This window comes from Pseudomonas sp. GW821-FHT09E12 (genome assembly GCF_059416085.1).
In genome coordinates this window covers 1-16,130 of sequence record NZ_JBWKOM010000016.1, presented here as the reverse complement: position 1 = coordinate 16,130, position 16,130 = coordinate 1, and the positions used below count along the sequence as shown (strand labels likewise).

The following is a 16,130-nucleotide window of genomic DNA, read 5'->3' as shown; positions in this document are numbered from 1 at the left end:
CTTCGATTGGCATCAGGAACGGCTTGTCGATAGCACGCTCTGGCTCTGGGATGTAGGTATCCAGAGTTTCTACCAGCTTCTTAACAGCGGTAGTGCCCATTTCGTTGTCGTCTTGGCCGTTCAGAGCCATCAGAGCCGAACCGATGATGATTGGAGTGTCATCACCTGGGAAGTCGTAAGTGCTCAGCAGGTCGCGCACTTCCATCTCAACCAGTTCCAGCAGCTCAGCGTCGTCCACCATGTCAGCCTTGTTCAGGAAGACAACGATGTACGGAACACCTACCTGACGGGACAGCAGGATGTGCTCACGAGTTTGCGGCATCGGACCATCGGCAGCCGAGCAAACCAGGATCGCGCCGTCCATCTGGGCAGCACCAGTGATCATGTTTTTGACGTAGTCGGCGTGACCTGGGCAGTCAACGTGCGCGTAGTGACGAATGTTCGAATCGTACTCTACGTGCGCAGTATTGATGGTGATACCACGAGCCTTTTCTTCCGGAGCGCTGTCGATCTTATCGAAGTCAACGCGAGCCGAACCGAAAACCTCGGAGCAAACACGAGTCAGTGCAGCGGTCAGAGTGGTTTTACCGTGGTCAACGTGACCGATGGTGCCAACGTTGACGTGCGGTTTGTTACGTTCAAATTTTTCTTTAGCCACGACAGTGAACCTCTTGCCTAAAGGGCTGGATTAGCCTTGTTTTTTAACGAGTGCTTCGACGATATTCGACGGAGCTTCGGCGTACTTGGAGAACTCCATGGAGTAGCTCGCGCGACCCTGGGACATGGAACGAACGTCGGTCGCATAACCGAACATTTCACCCAGCGGCACTTCAGCACGGATAACCTTGCCAGAGACCGAGTCTTCCATACCCTGGATCAGACCACGACGACGGTTCAGGTCACCCATCACGTCACCCATGTAGTCCTCAGGGGTTACTACTTCAACCTTCATGATCGGCTCAAGAACTACGCCCTTGCCCTTCTCACGCAGCTGCTTGGTCGCCATGGAGGCCGCTACCTTAAACGCCATCTCGTTAGAGTCGACGTCGTGGTAAGAACCATCAAACACGGTAGCCTTCAGGCCGATCAGCGGATAGCCGGCGACAACGCCGTTCTTCATCTGCTCTTCGATACCCTTCTGGATTGCCGGGATGTATTCCTTCGGAACCACACCACCAACGACCTCGTTGGCAAACACCAGACCTTCAGTGATATTGCCTTTTTCGTCGACGTCTGCCGGAGCAAAACGGATCCAGCAATGACCGAACTGGCCACGACCGCCGGATTGACGAACGAACTTACCTTCAACTTCACAGCCGACGGTGATCTTCTCGCGGTAGGAAACCTGCGGCTTACCAATGTTGGCTTCGACGTTGAACTCGCGCTTCATGCGGTCAACGAGGATGTCCAGGTGAAGCTCACCCATACCCGAGATGATGGTCTGACCAGTTTCTTCGTCAGTCTTGACGCGGAACGACGGGTCTTCCTGAGCCAGCTTGCCCAGTGCAATACCCATCTTCTCCTGGTCTTGCTTGGTTTTCGGCTCAACAGCTACCGAAATCACCGGCTCAGGGAAGTCCATACGCTCGAGGATAACCGGGCTGGCAGCATCACACAGGGTGTCACCAGTGGTGACGTCCTTCATACCGATCAGCGCAGCGATGTCGCCCGCGAGCACTTCCTTGATTTCTTCACGCTGGTTGGCGTGCATCTGCACCATACGACCAACGCGCTCTTTCTTGCCCTTGACCGAGTTGATCACGGAGTCGCCAGACTGCAGCATGCCCGAGTAAACGCGCACGAAAGTCAGGGTACCCACGAACGGGTCAGTAGCAATCTTGAACGCCAGAGCCGAGAACGGTTCGCTGTCGTCGGCGTGGCGCTCGATTTTCGGAGCGTTTTCGTCGTCGATGTTGTCCGGATGGATACCCTGGATTGCAGGGATCTCGGTCGGAGCAGGCAGGTAGTCGATGACAGCATCGAGAACCAGCGGAACGCCCTTGTTCTTGAACGAGGAACCGCAGACAGCCGGAACGATCTCACTGGCCAGGGTGCGCGCGCGCAGGCCTGCCTTGATCTCTTCGACAGTCAACTCACCCTCTTCAAGGTACTTGTTCATCAGCTCTTCGTTGGCTTCGGCGGCAGCTTCAACCATGTTGGAGCGCCACTCGTTAGCCAGGTCCAGCATATCGGCAGGAATTTCTTCCTCGCGATAGGTAGTACCCTTGTCGTCGTCGTTCCAGTAGATAGCCTTCATCTTGATCAGATCGATCTGACCTTCGAAGTTATCTTCTGCACCGATAGCCAGCTGAACTGGAACCGGAGTGTGACCCAGACGGTTTTTGATCTGAGCAACAACGCGCAGGAAGTTGGCACCGGCACGGTCCATCTTGTTCACGTAAACAACACGTGGAACGCCGTATTTGTTGGCTTGACGCCATACGGTTTCGGACTGAGGCTCAACACCGGAAGTACCGCAGAACACAACGACCGCGCCGTCGAGTACGCGCAGCGAACGCTCTACTTCAATGGTGAAGTCTACGTGGCCCGGGGTATCGATAACGTTTACACGATAGTTATCGTATTGGCCGCGCGAACCTTTCCAGAAGGTAGTTACAGCAGCAGAGGTAATGGTGATACCACGCTCCTGCTCCTGCACCATCCAGTCGGTGGTAGCAGCGCCGTCATGCACCTCACCCATCTTGTGGCTGAGACCTGTGTAGAACAGGATCCGCTCGGTAGTGGTAGTCTTGCCCGCGTCAACGTGGGCACAGATACCGATGTTACGGTAGCGGTTGATTGCTGTAGTACGAGCCATAAAGCCCTCGCAAAATGAATGATGCCGATATTAGAAGCGGTAGTGCGAGAAAGCCTTGTTGGCTTCAGCCATACGGTGTACGTCTTCACGCTTCTTAACTGCAGCACCCTTGCCTTCGGCAGCATCCAGCAGTTCGCCAGCCAAGCGCAGAGCCATAGACTTCTCGCCGCGCTTACGGGCGAAGTCTACCAACCAGCGCATTGCCAGAGCGTTACGACGGGACGGACGAACTTCGACCGGAACCTGGTAAGTAGCACCGCCAACACGGCGCGACTTCACTTCGACCAGCGGAGCGATGGCGTCGAGAGCTTTCTCGAAGATTTCCAGGGGATCGCTGTTCTTGCGTTCTTTAACTTTTTCCAGCGCGCCATAAACGATACGCTCGGCAACGGCTTTCTTGCCGCTTTCCATTACGTGGTTCATGAACTTGGCGAGGATCTGGCTTCCGTATTTCGGATCGTCCAGAATCTCACGTTTGGCTGCTACGCGACGTCTTGGCATGATAAGCCCTCAAACGGTCTTCAGGTTAGCTCGGGACAGTTGATCCAAAGGACTCGTGCCCGACCTTACTCTTATCGACTCAATAAAATAATTAACTGCAAAACGGCCGATTACTTCGGACGCTTGGTACCGTACTTCGAACGACCTTGGTTACGACCTTTAACGCCGGAGGTATCCAGGGAGCCGCGAACGGTGTGGTAACGAACACCTGGCAAGTCTTTTACACGACCGCCGCGGATCAGTACCACGCTGTGCTCTTGCAGGTTGTGGCCTTCACCACCGATGTACGAGGAAACCTCGAAACCGTTGGTCAGACGCACACGGCATACTTTACGCAATGCCGAGTTAGGTTTTTTCGGCGTAGTGGTATACACGCGAGTGCACACGCCACGACGTTGCGGGCAGTTCTGCAGCGCAGGCACGTCGGATTTCTCGACGATACGCTTACGCGGCTGACGTACCAGCTGGTTGATAGTTGCCATCTACTAGCTCCACTGTTGTCTTTCGACATAAACAAAATGGCAGGGCGCAAGCCCCACCAAATTTAGGGGTACAAGAGTCTAAAGAGGATCTTGTCCCCAGTCAAGGCAAGGCCCCGGCCTCCCCTATCAGCGAACCCCGACAAAATCGTCTTGATTCGTGAGCGGAAAAGCCAGGGCCCTATCTCAATCTACTGCAGACCTCAGTTACCGCTGGAGTTCAGCGCTTCGGTCAGTGCAGCTTCAACTTCACTTGCGCTTACGCGCAGAGGCTTGTCTGCATCACGGCGACGCTTACGCTCACTGTGATAGGCCAGGCCAGTACCAGCCGGGATCAGGCGACCCACGACCACGTTTTCTTTCAGGCCGCGCAGGTAATCGCGCTTGCCGGTTACCGCCGCTTCGGTCAGTACGCGAGTGGTCTCTTGGAAAGAGGCCGCCGAGATGAACGATTCGGTCGACAGCGACGCCTTGGTGATACCCAGCAGAACGCGGGTGAACTTGGCGACAAACTTGTCTTCGGTGTTCAGACGCTCGTTCTCTACCAGTACGTGAGTCAGTTCCATCTGGTCACCCTTGATGAAGCTGGAATCGCCGGATTCAGCGATCTCAACCTTACGCAGCATCTGACGCAGAATGGTCTCGATGTGCTTGTCGTTGATCTTCACGCCCTGCAGGCGATAAACGTCCTGGATCTCGTTCACGATGTACTTGGCCAGCGCACTCACACCCAGCAGACGCAGGATGTCGTGTGGATCGCTTGGACCGTCGGAGATAACTTCGCCGCGGTTTACCTGTTCGCCTTCGAAGACGTTCAGGTGACGCCACTTCGGAATCAGTTCTTCGTACGGATCGCTACCGTCGTTCGGGGTAATGACCAGACGGCGCTTGCCCTTGGTCTCTTTACCGAACGCGATGGTGCCGCTGACTTCAGCCAGGATCGAGGCTTCTTTCGGACGACGAGCTTCGAACAGGTCGGCAACACGCGGCAGACCACCGGTGATGTCACGGGTCTTCGAAGTTTCTTGCGGGATACGAGCGATAACATCACCGATCGCGATCTTCGCGCCGTCCGCTACACCGACCAGGGCGTTGGCTGGCAGGAAGTACTGAGCAATTACGTCAGTGCCTGGCAGCAACAGATCCTTGCCGTTGTCGTCGACCATCTTCACGGCAGGACGAATGTCTTTACCGGCAGCTGGACGATCTTTCGCGTCAAGTACTTCAATGTTGGTCATACCGGTCAATTCGTCAGTCTGACGCTTGATCGTGATGCCTTCTTCCATGCCCACGTAGGTCACGGTACCTTTCATTTCGGTAACGATTGGGTGAGTGTGCGGATCCCACTTGGCCACGATAGAGCCAGCGTCGACCTTGTCACCTTCTTTAACCGAAATCACAGCACCGTACGGCAGCTTGTAACGCTCACGCTCACGACCGAAGTCGTCAGCGATCGCCAGCTCGCCGGAACGGGACACAGCAACCAGGTGACCATCCACTCGCTCAACGTGCTTCAGGTTATGCAGACGGACGGTACCACCGTTCTTCACCTGAACGCTGTCGGCCGCGGAGGTCCGGCTTGCCGCACCACCGATGTGGAACGTACGCATCGTCAGCTGGGTACCCGGCTCACCGATGGACTGAGCAGCGATAACGCCGACAGCTTCACCGATGTTCACCTGATGACCACGAGCCAAGTCGCGGCCGTAGCACTTGGCGCAAATGCCATAGCGGGTTTCGCAACTGATCGGCGAACGCACGATCACTTCGTCGATGCTGTTCAGCTCGATGAACTCGACCCACTTCTCGTCGACCAGAGTGCCGGCAGGAACGATGACGTCCTCGGTACCTGGCTTGAATACGTCACGGGCAATAACACGACCCAACACGCGCTCACCCAACGGCTCTACAACGTCGCCGCCTTCAATGTGCGGAGTCATTACCAGGCCATGTTCGGTGCCACAGTCGATCTCGGTTACAACCAGATCCTGCGCCACGTCCACCAGACGACGAGTCAGGTAACCGGAGTTCGCAGTTTTCAACGCGGTATCCGCCAGACCTTTACGAGCACCGTGAGTCGAGATGAAGTACTGGAGTACGCTCAGACCTTCACGGAAGTTCGCAGTAATCGGCGTTTCGATGATGGAACCGTCCGGCTTGGCCATCAGACCACGCATACCGGCCAGCTGACGAATCTGTGCTGCGGAACCCCGCGCACCCGAGTCGGCCATCATGTACATCGAGTTGAAGGATTCTTGCTCGACTTCGTCGCCGTGACGGTCGATGACCTTCTCTTTCGAGAGGTTGGCCATCATCGCCTTGGAGACTTCGTCGTTCGCTTTCGACCAAAGGTCGATCACTTTGTTGTACTTCTCGCCCTGGGTTACCAGGCCGGAGGCGTACTGGCTCTCGATCTCTTTCACTTCGTCGGTGGCAGCACCGATGATGCGGGCTTTTTCATCCGGGATAACGAAGTCGTTAACACCGATGGAAACGCCGGAAATGGTCGAGTAGGCGAAACCGGTGTACATCAACTGGTCAGCGAAGATCACAGTCTCTTTCAGACCAACCACGCGGTAGCACTGGTTGATCAGCTTGGAGATCGCCTTTTTCTTCATCGGCAGGTTGACGACGTCGTACGACAGCCCTTTTGGCACAACCTGGAACAACAGCGCACGGCCGACAGTGGTATCGACGATACGAGTGTTGGTCACGCTGCCGCCATCACGGTCATTGACGGTTTCGGTGATCCGCACCTTGACCTTGGCATGCAGTGCGGCTTCGCCGGCACGGAATACACGGTCAACTTCCTGCAGATCCGCGAACACACGACCTTCGCCCTTGGCGTTGATCGCTTCACGAGTCATGTAGTACAGACCCAATACAACGTCCTGCGACGGAACGATGATCGGCTCACCGTTGGCTGGTGACAGGATGTTGTTGGTCGACATCATCAACGCACGCGCTTCCAGCTGGGCTTCCAGTGTCAGCGGTACGTGCACGGCCATTTGGTCGCCGTCGAAGTCGGCGTTGTACGCAGCACAGACCAGAGGATGCAGCTGGATAGCCTTACCTTCGATCAGTACTGGCTCAAACGCCTGGATACCCAGACGGTGAAGGGTCGGTGCACGGTTGAGGAGCACTGGGTGTTCGCGAATCACTTCGGCGAGAACGTCCCAGACCTCTGGCAGCTCGCGCTCGACCATTTTCTTCGCGGCTTTGATGGTGGTGGCCAGGCCACGCATTTCCAACTTGCCGAAAATGAACGGTTTGAACAGCTCGAGAGCCATTTTCTTAGGCAGACCGCACTGGTGCAGACGCAGGGTCGGACCTACGGTAATTACCGAACGACCGGAGTAGTCAACACGCTTACCGAGCAAGTTCTGACGGAAACGACCTTGCTTACCCTTGATCATGTCGGCCAGGGATTTCAGAGGACGCTTGTTGGAACCGGTGATAGCGCGGCCACGACGACCGTTGTCGAGCAGTGCGTCGACGGCTTCCTGCAACATACGCTTTTCGTTGCGCACGATGATGTCCGGAGCGGACAGATCCAGCAGGCGCTTCAAACGGTTGTTACGGTTGATCACTCGACGATACAGATCGTTGAGGTCGGAAGTCGCGAAACGACCGCCATCCAGCGGGACCAGTGGACGCAGATCTGGCGGCAGAACCGGCAGAACGGTCAGCACCATCCACTCTGGCAGGTTGCCGGAACCCTGGAAGGCTTCCATCAACTTCAGACGCTTGGACAGCTTCTTGATCTTGGTTTCCGAGTTGGTTTGCGGAATCTCTTCGCGCAGACGGCCAATCTCGTGCTCCAGGTCGATAGCGTGCAGCAGCTCGCGGACAGCCTCGGCACCCATGCGGGCGTCGAAGTCGTCACCGAACTCTTCCAGCGCTTCGAAATACTGCTCGTCGTTCAGCAGCTGACCCTTTTCCAGAGTGGTCATGCCCGGGTCGATAACGACGTAGCTCTCGAAGTAGAGAACGCGCTCGATATCACGCAGGGTCATGTCCATCAGCAGGCCGATACGGGACGGCAGCGATTTCAGGAACCAGATGTGGGCAACCGGCGAAGCCAGTTCAATGTGCGCCATGCGCTCACGACGAACCTTGGCCAGTGCAACTTCAACGCCGCACTTCTCGCAGATCACGCCACGATGCTTCAAGCGCTTGTACTTACCGCACAGGCACTCGTAATCCTTTACCGGGCCAAAGATCTTGGCGCAGAACAGGCCGTCACGCTCAGGCTTGAACGTACGGTAGTTGATGGTTTCCGGCTTTTTAACTTCACCGAACGACCACGAACGGATCATCTCAGGCGAGGCCAATCCGATACGGATGGCGTCGAACTCTTCGACTTGACCCTGGTTTTTCAGCAAATTCAGTAGGTCTTTCAAGGCCTTTCCTCCTGGCGGAGCAGAGAGCGGGCAATCCTGCCCCGCTCTCGATTCGCGTCACGTGTTATTCGGTTTCCAGATCGATATCGATGCCGAGGGAACGAATTTCTTTGATCAACACGTTGAAGGACTCGGGCATGCCCGGCTCCATACGGTGATCGCCGTCCACGATGTTTTTGTACATCTTGGTCCGACCGTTCACATCGTCCGACTTCACTGTGAGCATTTCTTGCAGAGTGTATGCAGCACCGTATGCTTCCAGTGCCCAGACCTCCATCTCCCCGAAACGCTGACCACCGAACTGCGCCTTACCACCCAGCGGCTGCTGGGTAACCAGGCTGTACGAACCGGTAGAACGAGCGTGCATCTTGTCGTCTACCAAGTGGTTCAGCTTCAGCATGTACATGTAGCCAACAGTAACCGGGCGCTCGAACTTGTTGCCGGTACGGCCGTCGGTCAGCTGCATCTGGCCGCTTTCTGGCAGGTCCGCCAGTTTCAGCATGGCCTTGATTTCGCTTTCCTTGGCACCGTCGAACACCGGAGTGGCCATCGGCACGCCGCCGCGCAGGTTCTTCGCCAGATCCAGGATTTCCTGATCGGAGAAGCTATCCAGATCTTCGTTACGACCGCCGATCTGGTTGTAGATCTCGTCCAGGAACTTACGCAGTTCCGCGACCTTGCGCTGCTCTTCGACCATGCGGTTGATCTTCTCGCCCAGACCTTTGGCCGCGAGGCCCAGGTGGGTTTCGAGAATCTGACCAACGTTCATACGCGAAGGTACGCCCAACGGGTTGAGGACGACGTCGACCGGGGTGCCGTTGGCATCGTGCGGCATGTCTTCAACCGGCATGATCACGGAGACCACACCCTTGTTACCGTGACGACCGGCCATCTTGTCGCCCGGCTGGATGCGGCGGCGGATTGCCAGGTAAACCTTGACGATTTTCAGCACGCCTGGAGCCAGGTCATCGCCCTGCTGCAGTTTGCGCTTCTTGTCTTCGAACTTGTCGTCCAGCAGACGGCGGCGATCAACGATGTAGGCCTGGGCCTTCTCGAGCTGCTCGTTCAGAGCATCTTCAGCCATGCGCAGTTTGAACCACTGACCATGCTCAAGACCGTCGAGTACTTCGTCGGTGATTTCCTGACCTTTCTTCAGACCGGCGCCGCCTTCGGCTTTGTGGCCGACCAGAGCGGAACGCAGACGTTCGAAAGTGGCGCCTTCAACGATACGGAACTCTTCGTTCAGATCCTTACGGATCTCGTCGAGCTGGCTCTTCTCGATCGACAGGGCACGAGCGTCACGCTCCACGCCGTCGCGAGTGAAGACCTGTACGTCGATGACAGTACCCTTGGTACCGGTAGGCACACGCAGGGAAGTGTCTTTAACGTCGCTGGCTTTTTCACCGAAGATTGCACGCAGCAGTTTCTCTTCCGGAGTCAGCTGGGTCTCGCCTTTCGGAGTGACCTTACCGACCAGGATGTCGCCTGCGCCAACTTCAGCACCCACATAAACGATACCGGCTTCGTCCAGCTTGTTCAGTGCAGCCTCGCCCACGTTCGGGATGTCTGCAGTGATTTCCTCTGGGCCAAGCTTGGTGTCACGGGCCACACAGGTCAGTTCCTGGATGTGGATCGTGGTGAAGCGGTCTTCCTGAACCACGCGCTCGGACAGGCAGATGGAGTCTTCGAAGTTGAAGCCGTTCCATGCCATGAACGCGATGCGCATGTTCTGACCCAGAGCCAGCTCACCCATGTCGGTGGACGGACCGTCGGCCATGATGTCGCTACGCTGAACCCGATCGCCCTTGCTCACCAGCGGACGCTGGTTGATGCAGGTGTTCTGGTTGGAGCGGGTGTATTTGGTCAGGTTGTAGATGTCGACACCGGCTTCGCCTGGTTCAACTTCGTCATCTGCAACACGAACCACGATACGGCTGGCGTCAACCGAGTCGATCACGCCGCCACGACGAGCCACGACGCAAACGCCGGAGTCACGGGCAACGTTACGCTCCATGCCGGTACCTACCAGCGGCTTGTCGGCACGCAGGGTTGGTACAGCCTGACGCTGCATGTTCGAACCCATCAACGCACGGTTGGCGTCGTCGTGCTCGAGGAACGGAATCAGCGACGCCGCAACCGAAACTACCTGCTTCGGCGAAACGTCCATCAAGGTGACGTCTTCCGGCGCCTTGACGGTGAATTCGTTCAAGTGACGAACAGCTACCAGCTCATCGATCAGCTGACCTTTATCGTTCATGGTCGCCGAAGCCTGGGCGATCACGTGATCGGCCTCTTCGATAGCGGACAGGAACACGATCTCGTCGGTCACCAGACCTTCTTTCACCACACGGTACGGGCTCTCGAGGAAACCGTACTGGTTGGTGCGAGCATAGGCCGCCAAGGAGTTGATCAGACCGATGTTCGGCCCTTCCGGCGTTTCAATCGGACATACACGACCATAGTGAGTCGGGTGTACGTCACGAACTTCGAAGCCTGCGCGCTCACGGGTCAGACCGCCCGGGCCGAGTGCGGAGACACGACGCTTGTGGGTGATCTCGGACAGCGGGTTGTTCTGGTCCATGAACTGGGACAGCTGGCTGGAACCGAAGAACTCTTTCACCGCCGCAGCCACAGGCTTGGCATTGATCAGGTCTTGCGGCATCAGGCCTTCGCTTTCAGCCATCGACAGACGCTCTTTGACCGCACGCTCAACACGCACCAGGCCAACGCGGAACTGGTTCTCGGCCATTTCGCCTACGCAGCGAACACGACGGTTACCCAGGTGGTCGATGTCATCGACGATGCCTTTGCCGTTACGGATGTCGACCAGTGTCTTCAGAACAGCAACGATGTCTTCCTTGCACAACACGCCCGAACCTTCGATCTCGGTACGACCGATACGACGGTTGAACTTCATCCGGCCGACCGCAGACAGGTCATAGCGCTCAGGGCTGAAGAACAGGTTGTTGAACAGGGTCTCGGCCGCATCCTTGGTTGGAGGCTCGCCAGGACGCATCATGCGATAGATCTCGACCAACGCTTCCAGCTGGTTGGTGGTGGAGTCGATCTTCAGAGTGTCGGAAACAAACGGACCGCAATCGATATCGTTGGTGTACAGCGTTTCGATACGCACGACCTGAGCCTTGGCGATCTTCGCCAGGATCTCGGTGTTCAGCTCAGTGTTGCACTCTGCCAGGATTTCGCCGGTGGCCGGATGCACGATGACCTTGGCGGTAGTACGACCCAGGACGTAGTCCAGAGGCACTTCCAGCTCTTTGATCCCGGCTTTTTCCAGCTGGTTGATGTGACGAGCGGTAATACGACGACCCTGCTCGACAATAACCTTGCCTTTGTCATCCTGAATATCGAGGACTGCAATTTCACCGCGCAGGCGCTGAGGCACCAGCTCCAGGCTCAGGCTTTCGCCGCGCACATGGAATACGTTGGTGGTGTAGAAAGCATCCAGCACTTCTTCAGTGGTGTAGCCCAGCGCACGTAGCAGTACCGATGCAGGAAGCTTGCGACGACGGTCGATACGCACGAACACGCAGTCTTTCGGGTCGAACTCGAAGTCCAACCAGGAACCGCGGTAAGGAATGATACGTGCGGAGTACAGCAGCTTACCGGAGCTGTGCGTCTTGCCACGGTCGTGGTCGAAGAATACGCCAGGGGAACGGTGCAGCTGGGAAACGATTACACGCTCGGTACCGTTGATTACGAAGGTACCGTTCTCAGTCATCAGGGGGATTTCACCCATGTAGACTTCTTGCTCTTTGATGTCCTTGATCGCTTTGTTCGACGATTCTTTGTCGAAAATGATCAGACGAACTTTTACCCGCAAAGGTACGGCGTAAGTTACACCGCGCAGCACGCATTCTTTGACATCAAATGCCGGTTCGCCCAAGCGATAACCGACATACTCCAACGCAGCATTGCCGGAGTAGCTGATGATCGGGAAAACGGATTTGAAGGCCGCATGCAGGCCCACGTCGCGGAACTGATCTTTAGTCGCTCCCGCTTGCAAGAATTCACGATACGAATCCAGCTGGATGGCCAGGAGGTACGGCACATCCATGACGTCCGGCAACTTGCTAAAGTCCTTGCGGATACGTTTTTTCTCAGTATATGAGTAAGCCATCAGCGTTCCCCAGCTTGGTCACCTGCTTATTTGGCCCCTCCCGACGGGAGCAGCCAGAAAATCGTGCAAACCCTTTGGTTTGCTCCACCGCACAGGGTGGTTACAGCACGTTAGAGACACCGACCCAGTCGGCTGCCAATAACGGAAAAAGGCCGGTGGCAAGAGCCACCAGCCATCAGCCTCAGCTTAACGCTTGGGCTGGAGACACAAAGTCGATGCTTACTTCAGCTCGACTTTAGCGCCTGCTTCTTCCAGAGCTGCTTTGGCTTTGTCAGCGGCTTCTTTAGCAACGCCTTCCAGAACCATGGCAGGAGCACCGTCAACTACAGCCTTGGCCTCTTTCAGGCCCAGACCGGTCAGTTCACGTACAGCCTTGATCACGTTAACTTTCTTCTCGCCAGCTTCGGTCAGCATGACGTTGAATTCAGTTTGCTCTTCAACAACAGCGGCAGCAGCAGCTGGACCAGCAGCGGCAACAGCAGCGGTAACGCCGAAGGTTTCTTCCATTGCTTTGATCAGCTCAACAACTTCCAGAACGGTTTTCTGGCCGATTGCTTCGATGATTTGCTCGTTAGTCAGAGACATGACTATAAATTCCTGTATTGGGGTGACAGCCTACGCAGCCATCAAATTAAACATATGATTTTGAAAGGGCTTGCAGTGCCTTAGGCAGCAGCAGCTTCTTTCTGGTCGCGAATGGCCGCCAGAGTACGAGCCAGCTTGCTGGTAGCGCCTTGGATCACGCTCATCAGCTTCGCAATAGCTTCGTCGCGAGTTGGCAGCGAAGCCAACACGTCGATCTCGTTTGCTGCGAGGTACTTGCCCTCGAACGCAGCTGCCTTGATCTCGAACTTTTCCTGACCCTTTGCGAACTCTTTGAAAATACGAGCAGCAGCGCCCGGATGTTCCTTGGAGAATGCAATCAGGGTAGGGCCGACGAACGCGTCGTTGAGCACGTCATATTGAGTGCCTTCAACAGCGCGCTTGAGCAGGGTGTTACGTACGACACGTACATACACGCCAGCTTCGCGGGCCTCTTTACGGAGTCCGGTCATAGCGCCTACTGTCACACCACGGGCATCAGCCACGACAGCGGACAGAGCGCCTTTGGCAGCCTCGTTGACTTCAGCGACGATGGCCTTCTTGTCTTCGAGTTTAATTGCCACGGGTTTAACTCCTGCTTGTTACCGTTTCATCCAACCGAGGTCGGATGTCGTTTTGGTGTCTGATTCGGTAAGGAACCGGGAGCACCATCTGCGTAGGCTTGTGGTTTAAGACTTGCGTCGCCTACGGTCTTGGATAGCCCCCGCCAGGCAGGGACCCCAATCTTTCAATTGGCGCAATCTCTTGCGCCAACCTGTGTCTTATACGTCCAGCGAGCCTTGGTCGATGACCAGACCTGGGCCCATGGTGGTGCTCAGGGTAACGCGCTTGACGTAGATACCTTTCGAGGAAGCTGGCTTGATACGCTTCAGGTCAGCGATCAGGGCTTCAACGTTTTCCTTCAGCTTGACGGCGTCGAAGCCGACCTTGCCAACGGAGGTATGGATAATGCCGTTTTTGTCGGTGCGATAACGAACCTGACCAGCCTTGGCGTTTTTAACAGCGCCAGCTACGTCTGGAGTTACGGTACCAACCTTGGGGTTAGGCATCAGACCACGTGGACCGAGGATCTGGCCCAGCTGACCTACAACGCGCATTGCATCCGGGGAAGCAATAACTACGTCATAGTTCAGGTCGCCGCCTTTCATTTCGGCAGCCAGGTCGTCCATGCCTACGCGATCAGCGCCGGCAGCCAGGGCAGCTTCAGCGGCTGGACCTTGGGTGAACACAGCTACACGTACAGTCTTGCCAGTGCCGTGAGGCAGCACGGTAGCGCTGCGAACAACCTGGTCGGACTTACGTGGGTCAACGCCCAAGTTTACAGCGACGTCAACAGACTCGCTGAACTTGACGGTCGACAGCTCGGTCAGGAGAGCAGCTGCGTCTACGAAGCTGTAGGCCTTGCCCGCTTCAATCTTGCCGGCGATAGCCTTTTGGCGCTTGGTCAGCTTAGCCATTACACACCCTCCACGTTAAGGCCCATGCTACGAGCAGAACCGGCGATAGTACGCACGGCTGCATCCATATCAGCTGCAGTCAGATCCGCGTTTTTGGTTTTCGCGATTTCTTCCAACTGAGCACGGGTAACAGTGCCAACCTTAACGGTGTTCGGACGAGCGGAACCGCTGGTCAGGCCAGCAGCTTTCTTCAGCAGAACCGAAGCAGGGGTGCTCTTAGTTTCGAAAGTGAAGCTGCGGTCACTGTAAACAGTGATGATCACAGGAGTCGGCAGACCTGGCTCAAGACCCTGGGTACGGGCGTTGAAGGCCTTGCAGAATTCCATGATGTTCACGCCGTGCTGACCCAGTGCTGGACCGACGGGTGGACTTGGGTTGGCCTGTGCGGCCTTCACTTGCAGCTTGATGTAAGCAGTAATCTTCTTAGCCATGAGGCACTCCAATTACGGGTTCAAACGCCTGGAAAGGCTCCCCGGTTACTTGCGCGTTTATCCCAGTGACGACAAAACCCCACAGCCTTGGGCTGCGGGGTATGGGATTCTCGTTCAGCTATGCCTTTTCGACCTGGCTGAACTCTAGCTCTACCGGAGTAGAGCGACCAAAAATGAGCACAGCCACTTGGATCCGGCTCTTTTCGTAGTTAACTTCTTCGACGGTGCCGTTAAAGTCAGCGAACGGACCATCGGTAACACGAACAACCTCACCCGGCTCGAACAGAGTCTTAGGCTTAGGCTTGTCACTACCATCAGCAACACGACGCAGAATGGCTTCTGCCTCTTTGTCCGTGATTGGCGCAGGTTTGTCGGCAGTACCACCGATAAAACCCATCACCCGAGGAGTATCCTTGACCAAGTGCCAAGTACCCTCATTCATATCCATCTGAACCAGCACATAACCAGGGAAGAACTTGCGCTCGCTTTTGCGTTTCTGGCCATTACGCATCTCAACCACTTCTTCAGTGGGAACCAGAATTTCACCAAAGCCATCTTCCATGCCAGCCAGCTTTACGCGCTCGATCAACGAACGCATTACATGCTTCTCGTAACCCGAGTAAGCATGCACAACGTACCAACGCTTAGCCACGGGACACCCTTAGCCAACAATCAAGGAAACGAGCCAGCCGAGCAGGGAATCAAGCCCCCACAACAGCAACGCCATAACCAGAACAACAGCCACTACGATCAACGTGGTCTGCGTGGTTTCTTGGCGAGTTGGCCATACGACTTTACGAATCTCGGTGCGAGCTTCCTTAACCAGTACAAAGAAAGACTTGCCCTTGGCAGTCTGCAGGCCTACAAAGGCAGCTACAGCAGCGATAGCAAGCAAAGCGAGTACGCGGTACAGGATCGGCGAAGCGGAGTAATACTGATTACCGACAACGCCAACGACCACCAAAGCAACTACTACAAGCCACTTGAGCAGATCGAAGCGAGAGCCTTGAGCTTCAGCTTTAGGAGTCATCTATGAAGATCCTGTGAAAAGAAAGCCAGACACACCGAGTGAATCTGGCAGGTCAGGAGGGAATCGAACCCCCAACCTACGGTTTTGGAGACCGTCGCTCTGCCAATTGAGCTACTGACCTAAAACAAAATCAGGCCGACCATTATGCCGGCCCGATGGAGATATATCAAGAACTTACTCGATGACTTTGGCCACGACGCCAGCGCCGACGGTACGACCGCCTTCACGGATAGCGAAACGCAGACCATCTTCCATCGCGATGGTTTTGAT

General features: G+C 55.9%; 13 protein-coding genes and 1 tRNA gene. All 14 read right to left on the bottom strand.

The features are described from left to right. On the bottom strand, nucleotides 1-658 hold a 658-nt coding region (locus AC07PQ_RS30635; protein ID WP_495072400.1), incomplete at its 3' end, for a GTP-binding protein. A gap of 30 nt (nucleotides 659-688) precedes the next feature. Further along, a complete protein-coding gene (fusA, locus tag AC07PQ_RS30630) occupies nucleotides 689-2,818 on the bottom strand; it encodes an elongation factor G (RefSeq protein ID WP_007925960.1) in 2,130 nt (709 codons plus the stop codon). 30 nt (nucleotides 2,819-2,848) lie between these two features. Next, the gene (gene rpsG / locus AC07PQ_RS30625) at nucleotides 2,849-3,319 is read right to left on the bottom strand and encodes a 30S ribosomal protein S7 (RefSeq protein WP_007925959.1); all 471 of its coding nucleotides are present in this window, start codon (nucleotides 3,317-3,319) and stop codon (nucleotides 2,849-2,851) included. Between the two features lie 110 nt (nucleotides 3,320-3,429). Continuing rightward, the gene (rpsL, locus tag AC07PQ_RS30620; protein WP_003186084.1) at nucleotides 3,430-3,801 is read right to left on the bottom strand and encodes a 30S ribosomal protein S12; all 372 of its coding nucleotides are present in this window, start codon (nucleotides 3,799-3,801) and stop codon (nucleotides 3,430-3,432) included. Nucleotides 3,802-4,001: 200 nt separating this feature from the next. Beyond that, a complete protein-coding gene (gene rpoC, locus AC07PQ_RS30615; RefSeq protein WP_007925958.1) occupies nucleotides 4,002-8,201 on the bottom strand; it encodes a DNA-directed RNA polymerase subunit beta' in 4,200 nt (1,399 codons plus the stop codon). Between the two features lie 64 nt (nucleotides 8,202-8,265). Then, nucleotides 8,266-12,339 carry a DNA-directed RNA polymerase subunit beta gene (gene rpoB / locus AC07PQ_RS30610; protein WP_007925957.1) on the bottom strand — a complete coding sequence of 1,358 codons (4,074 nt, stop codon included), beginning with the start codon at nucleotides 12,337-12,339 and terminating at the stop codon, nucleotides 8,266-8,268. A gap of 219 nt (nucleotides 12,340-12,558) precedes the next feature. Next, complete coding sequence (gene rplL, locus AC07PQ_RS30605; protein ID WP_007925956.1) at nucleotides 12,559-12,924, bottom strand: 50S ribosomal protein L7/L12; 366 nt, start codon at nucleotides 12,922-12,924, stop codon at nucleotides 12,559-12,561. An 80-nt stretch (nucleotides 12,925-13,004) separates the two neighbouring features. Further along, complete coding sequence (gene rplJ / locus AC07PQ_RS30600) at nucleotides 13,005-13,505, bottom strand: 50S ribosomal protein L10 (protein WP_007925954.1); 501 nt, start codon at nucleotides 13,503-13,505, stop codon at nucleotides 13,005-13,007. Nucleotides 13,506-13,703: 198 nt separating this feature from the next. After that, nucleotides 13,704-14,399, bottom strand: coding sequence for a 50S ribosomal protein L1 (gene rplA, locus AC07PQ_RS30595; RefSeq protein ID WP_007925952.1), 696 nt, complete (start codon nucleotides 14,397-14,399; stop codon nucleotides 13,704-13,706). Further along, the gene (gene rplK / locus AC07PQ_RS30590) at nucleotides 14,399-14,830 is read right to left on the bottom strand and encodes a 50S ribosomal protein L11 (RefSeq protein WP_003176435.1); all 432 of its coding nucleotides are present in this window, start codon (nucleotides 14,828-14,830) and stop codon (nucleotides 14,399-14,401) included. The genes rplA and rplK overlap by 1 nt, the downstream gene beginning before the upstream one ends. A gap of 118 nt (nucleotides 14,831-14,948) precedes the next feature. Beyond that, entirely contained in the window at nucleotides 14,949-15,482 is a 534-nt protein-coding gene (gene nusG, locus AC07PQ_RS30585; protein ID WP_002555501.1) for a transcription termination/antitermination protein NusG, read from the bottom strand. A gap of 9 nt (nucleotides 15,483-15,491) precedes the next feature. Continuing rightward, nucleotides 15,492-15,860 (bottom strand): preprotein translocase subunit SecE, encoded by a 369-nt coding sequence (secE, locus tag AC07PQ_RS30580; protein ID WP_009045851.1) that lies wholly within the window; start codon nucleotides 15,858-15,860, stop codon nucleotides 15,492-15,494. Between the two features lie 45 nt (nucleotides 15,861-15,905). After that, nucleotides 15,906-15,981, bottom strand: a tRNA-Trp gene (locus tag AC07PQ_RS30575). A gap of 53 nt (nucleotides 15,982-16,034) precedes the next feature. After that, nucleotides 16,035-16,130, bottom strand: a 96-nt coding sequence (locus AC07PQ_RS30570) for an EF-Tu C-terminal domain-related protein (protein ID WP_080966996.1), incomplete at its 5' end; no start/stop codon positions are given.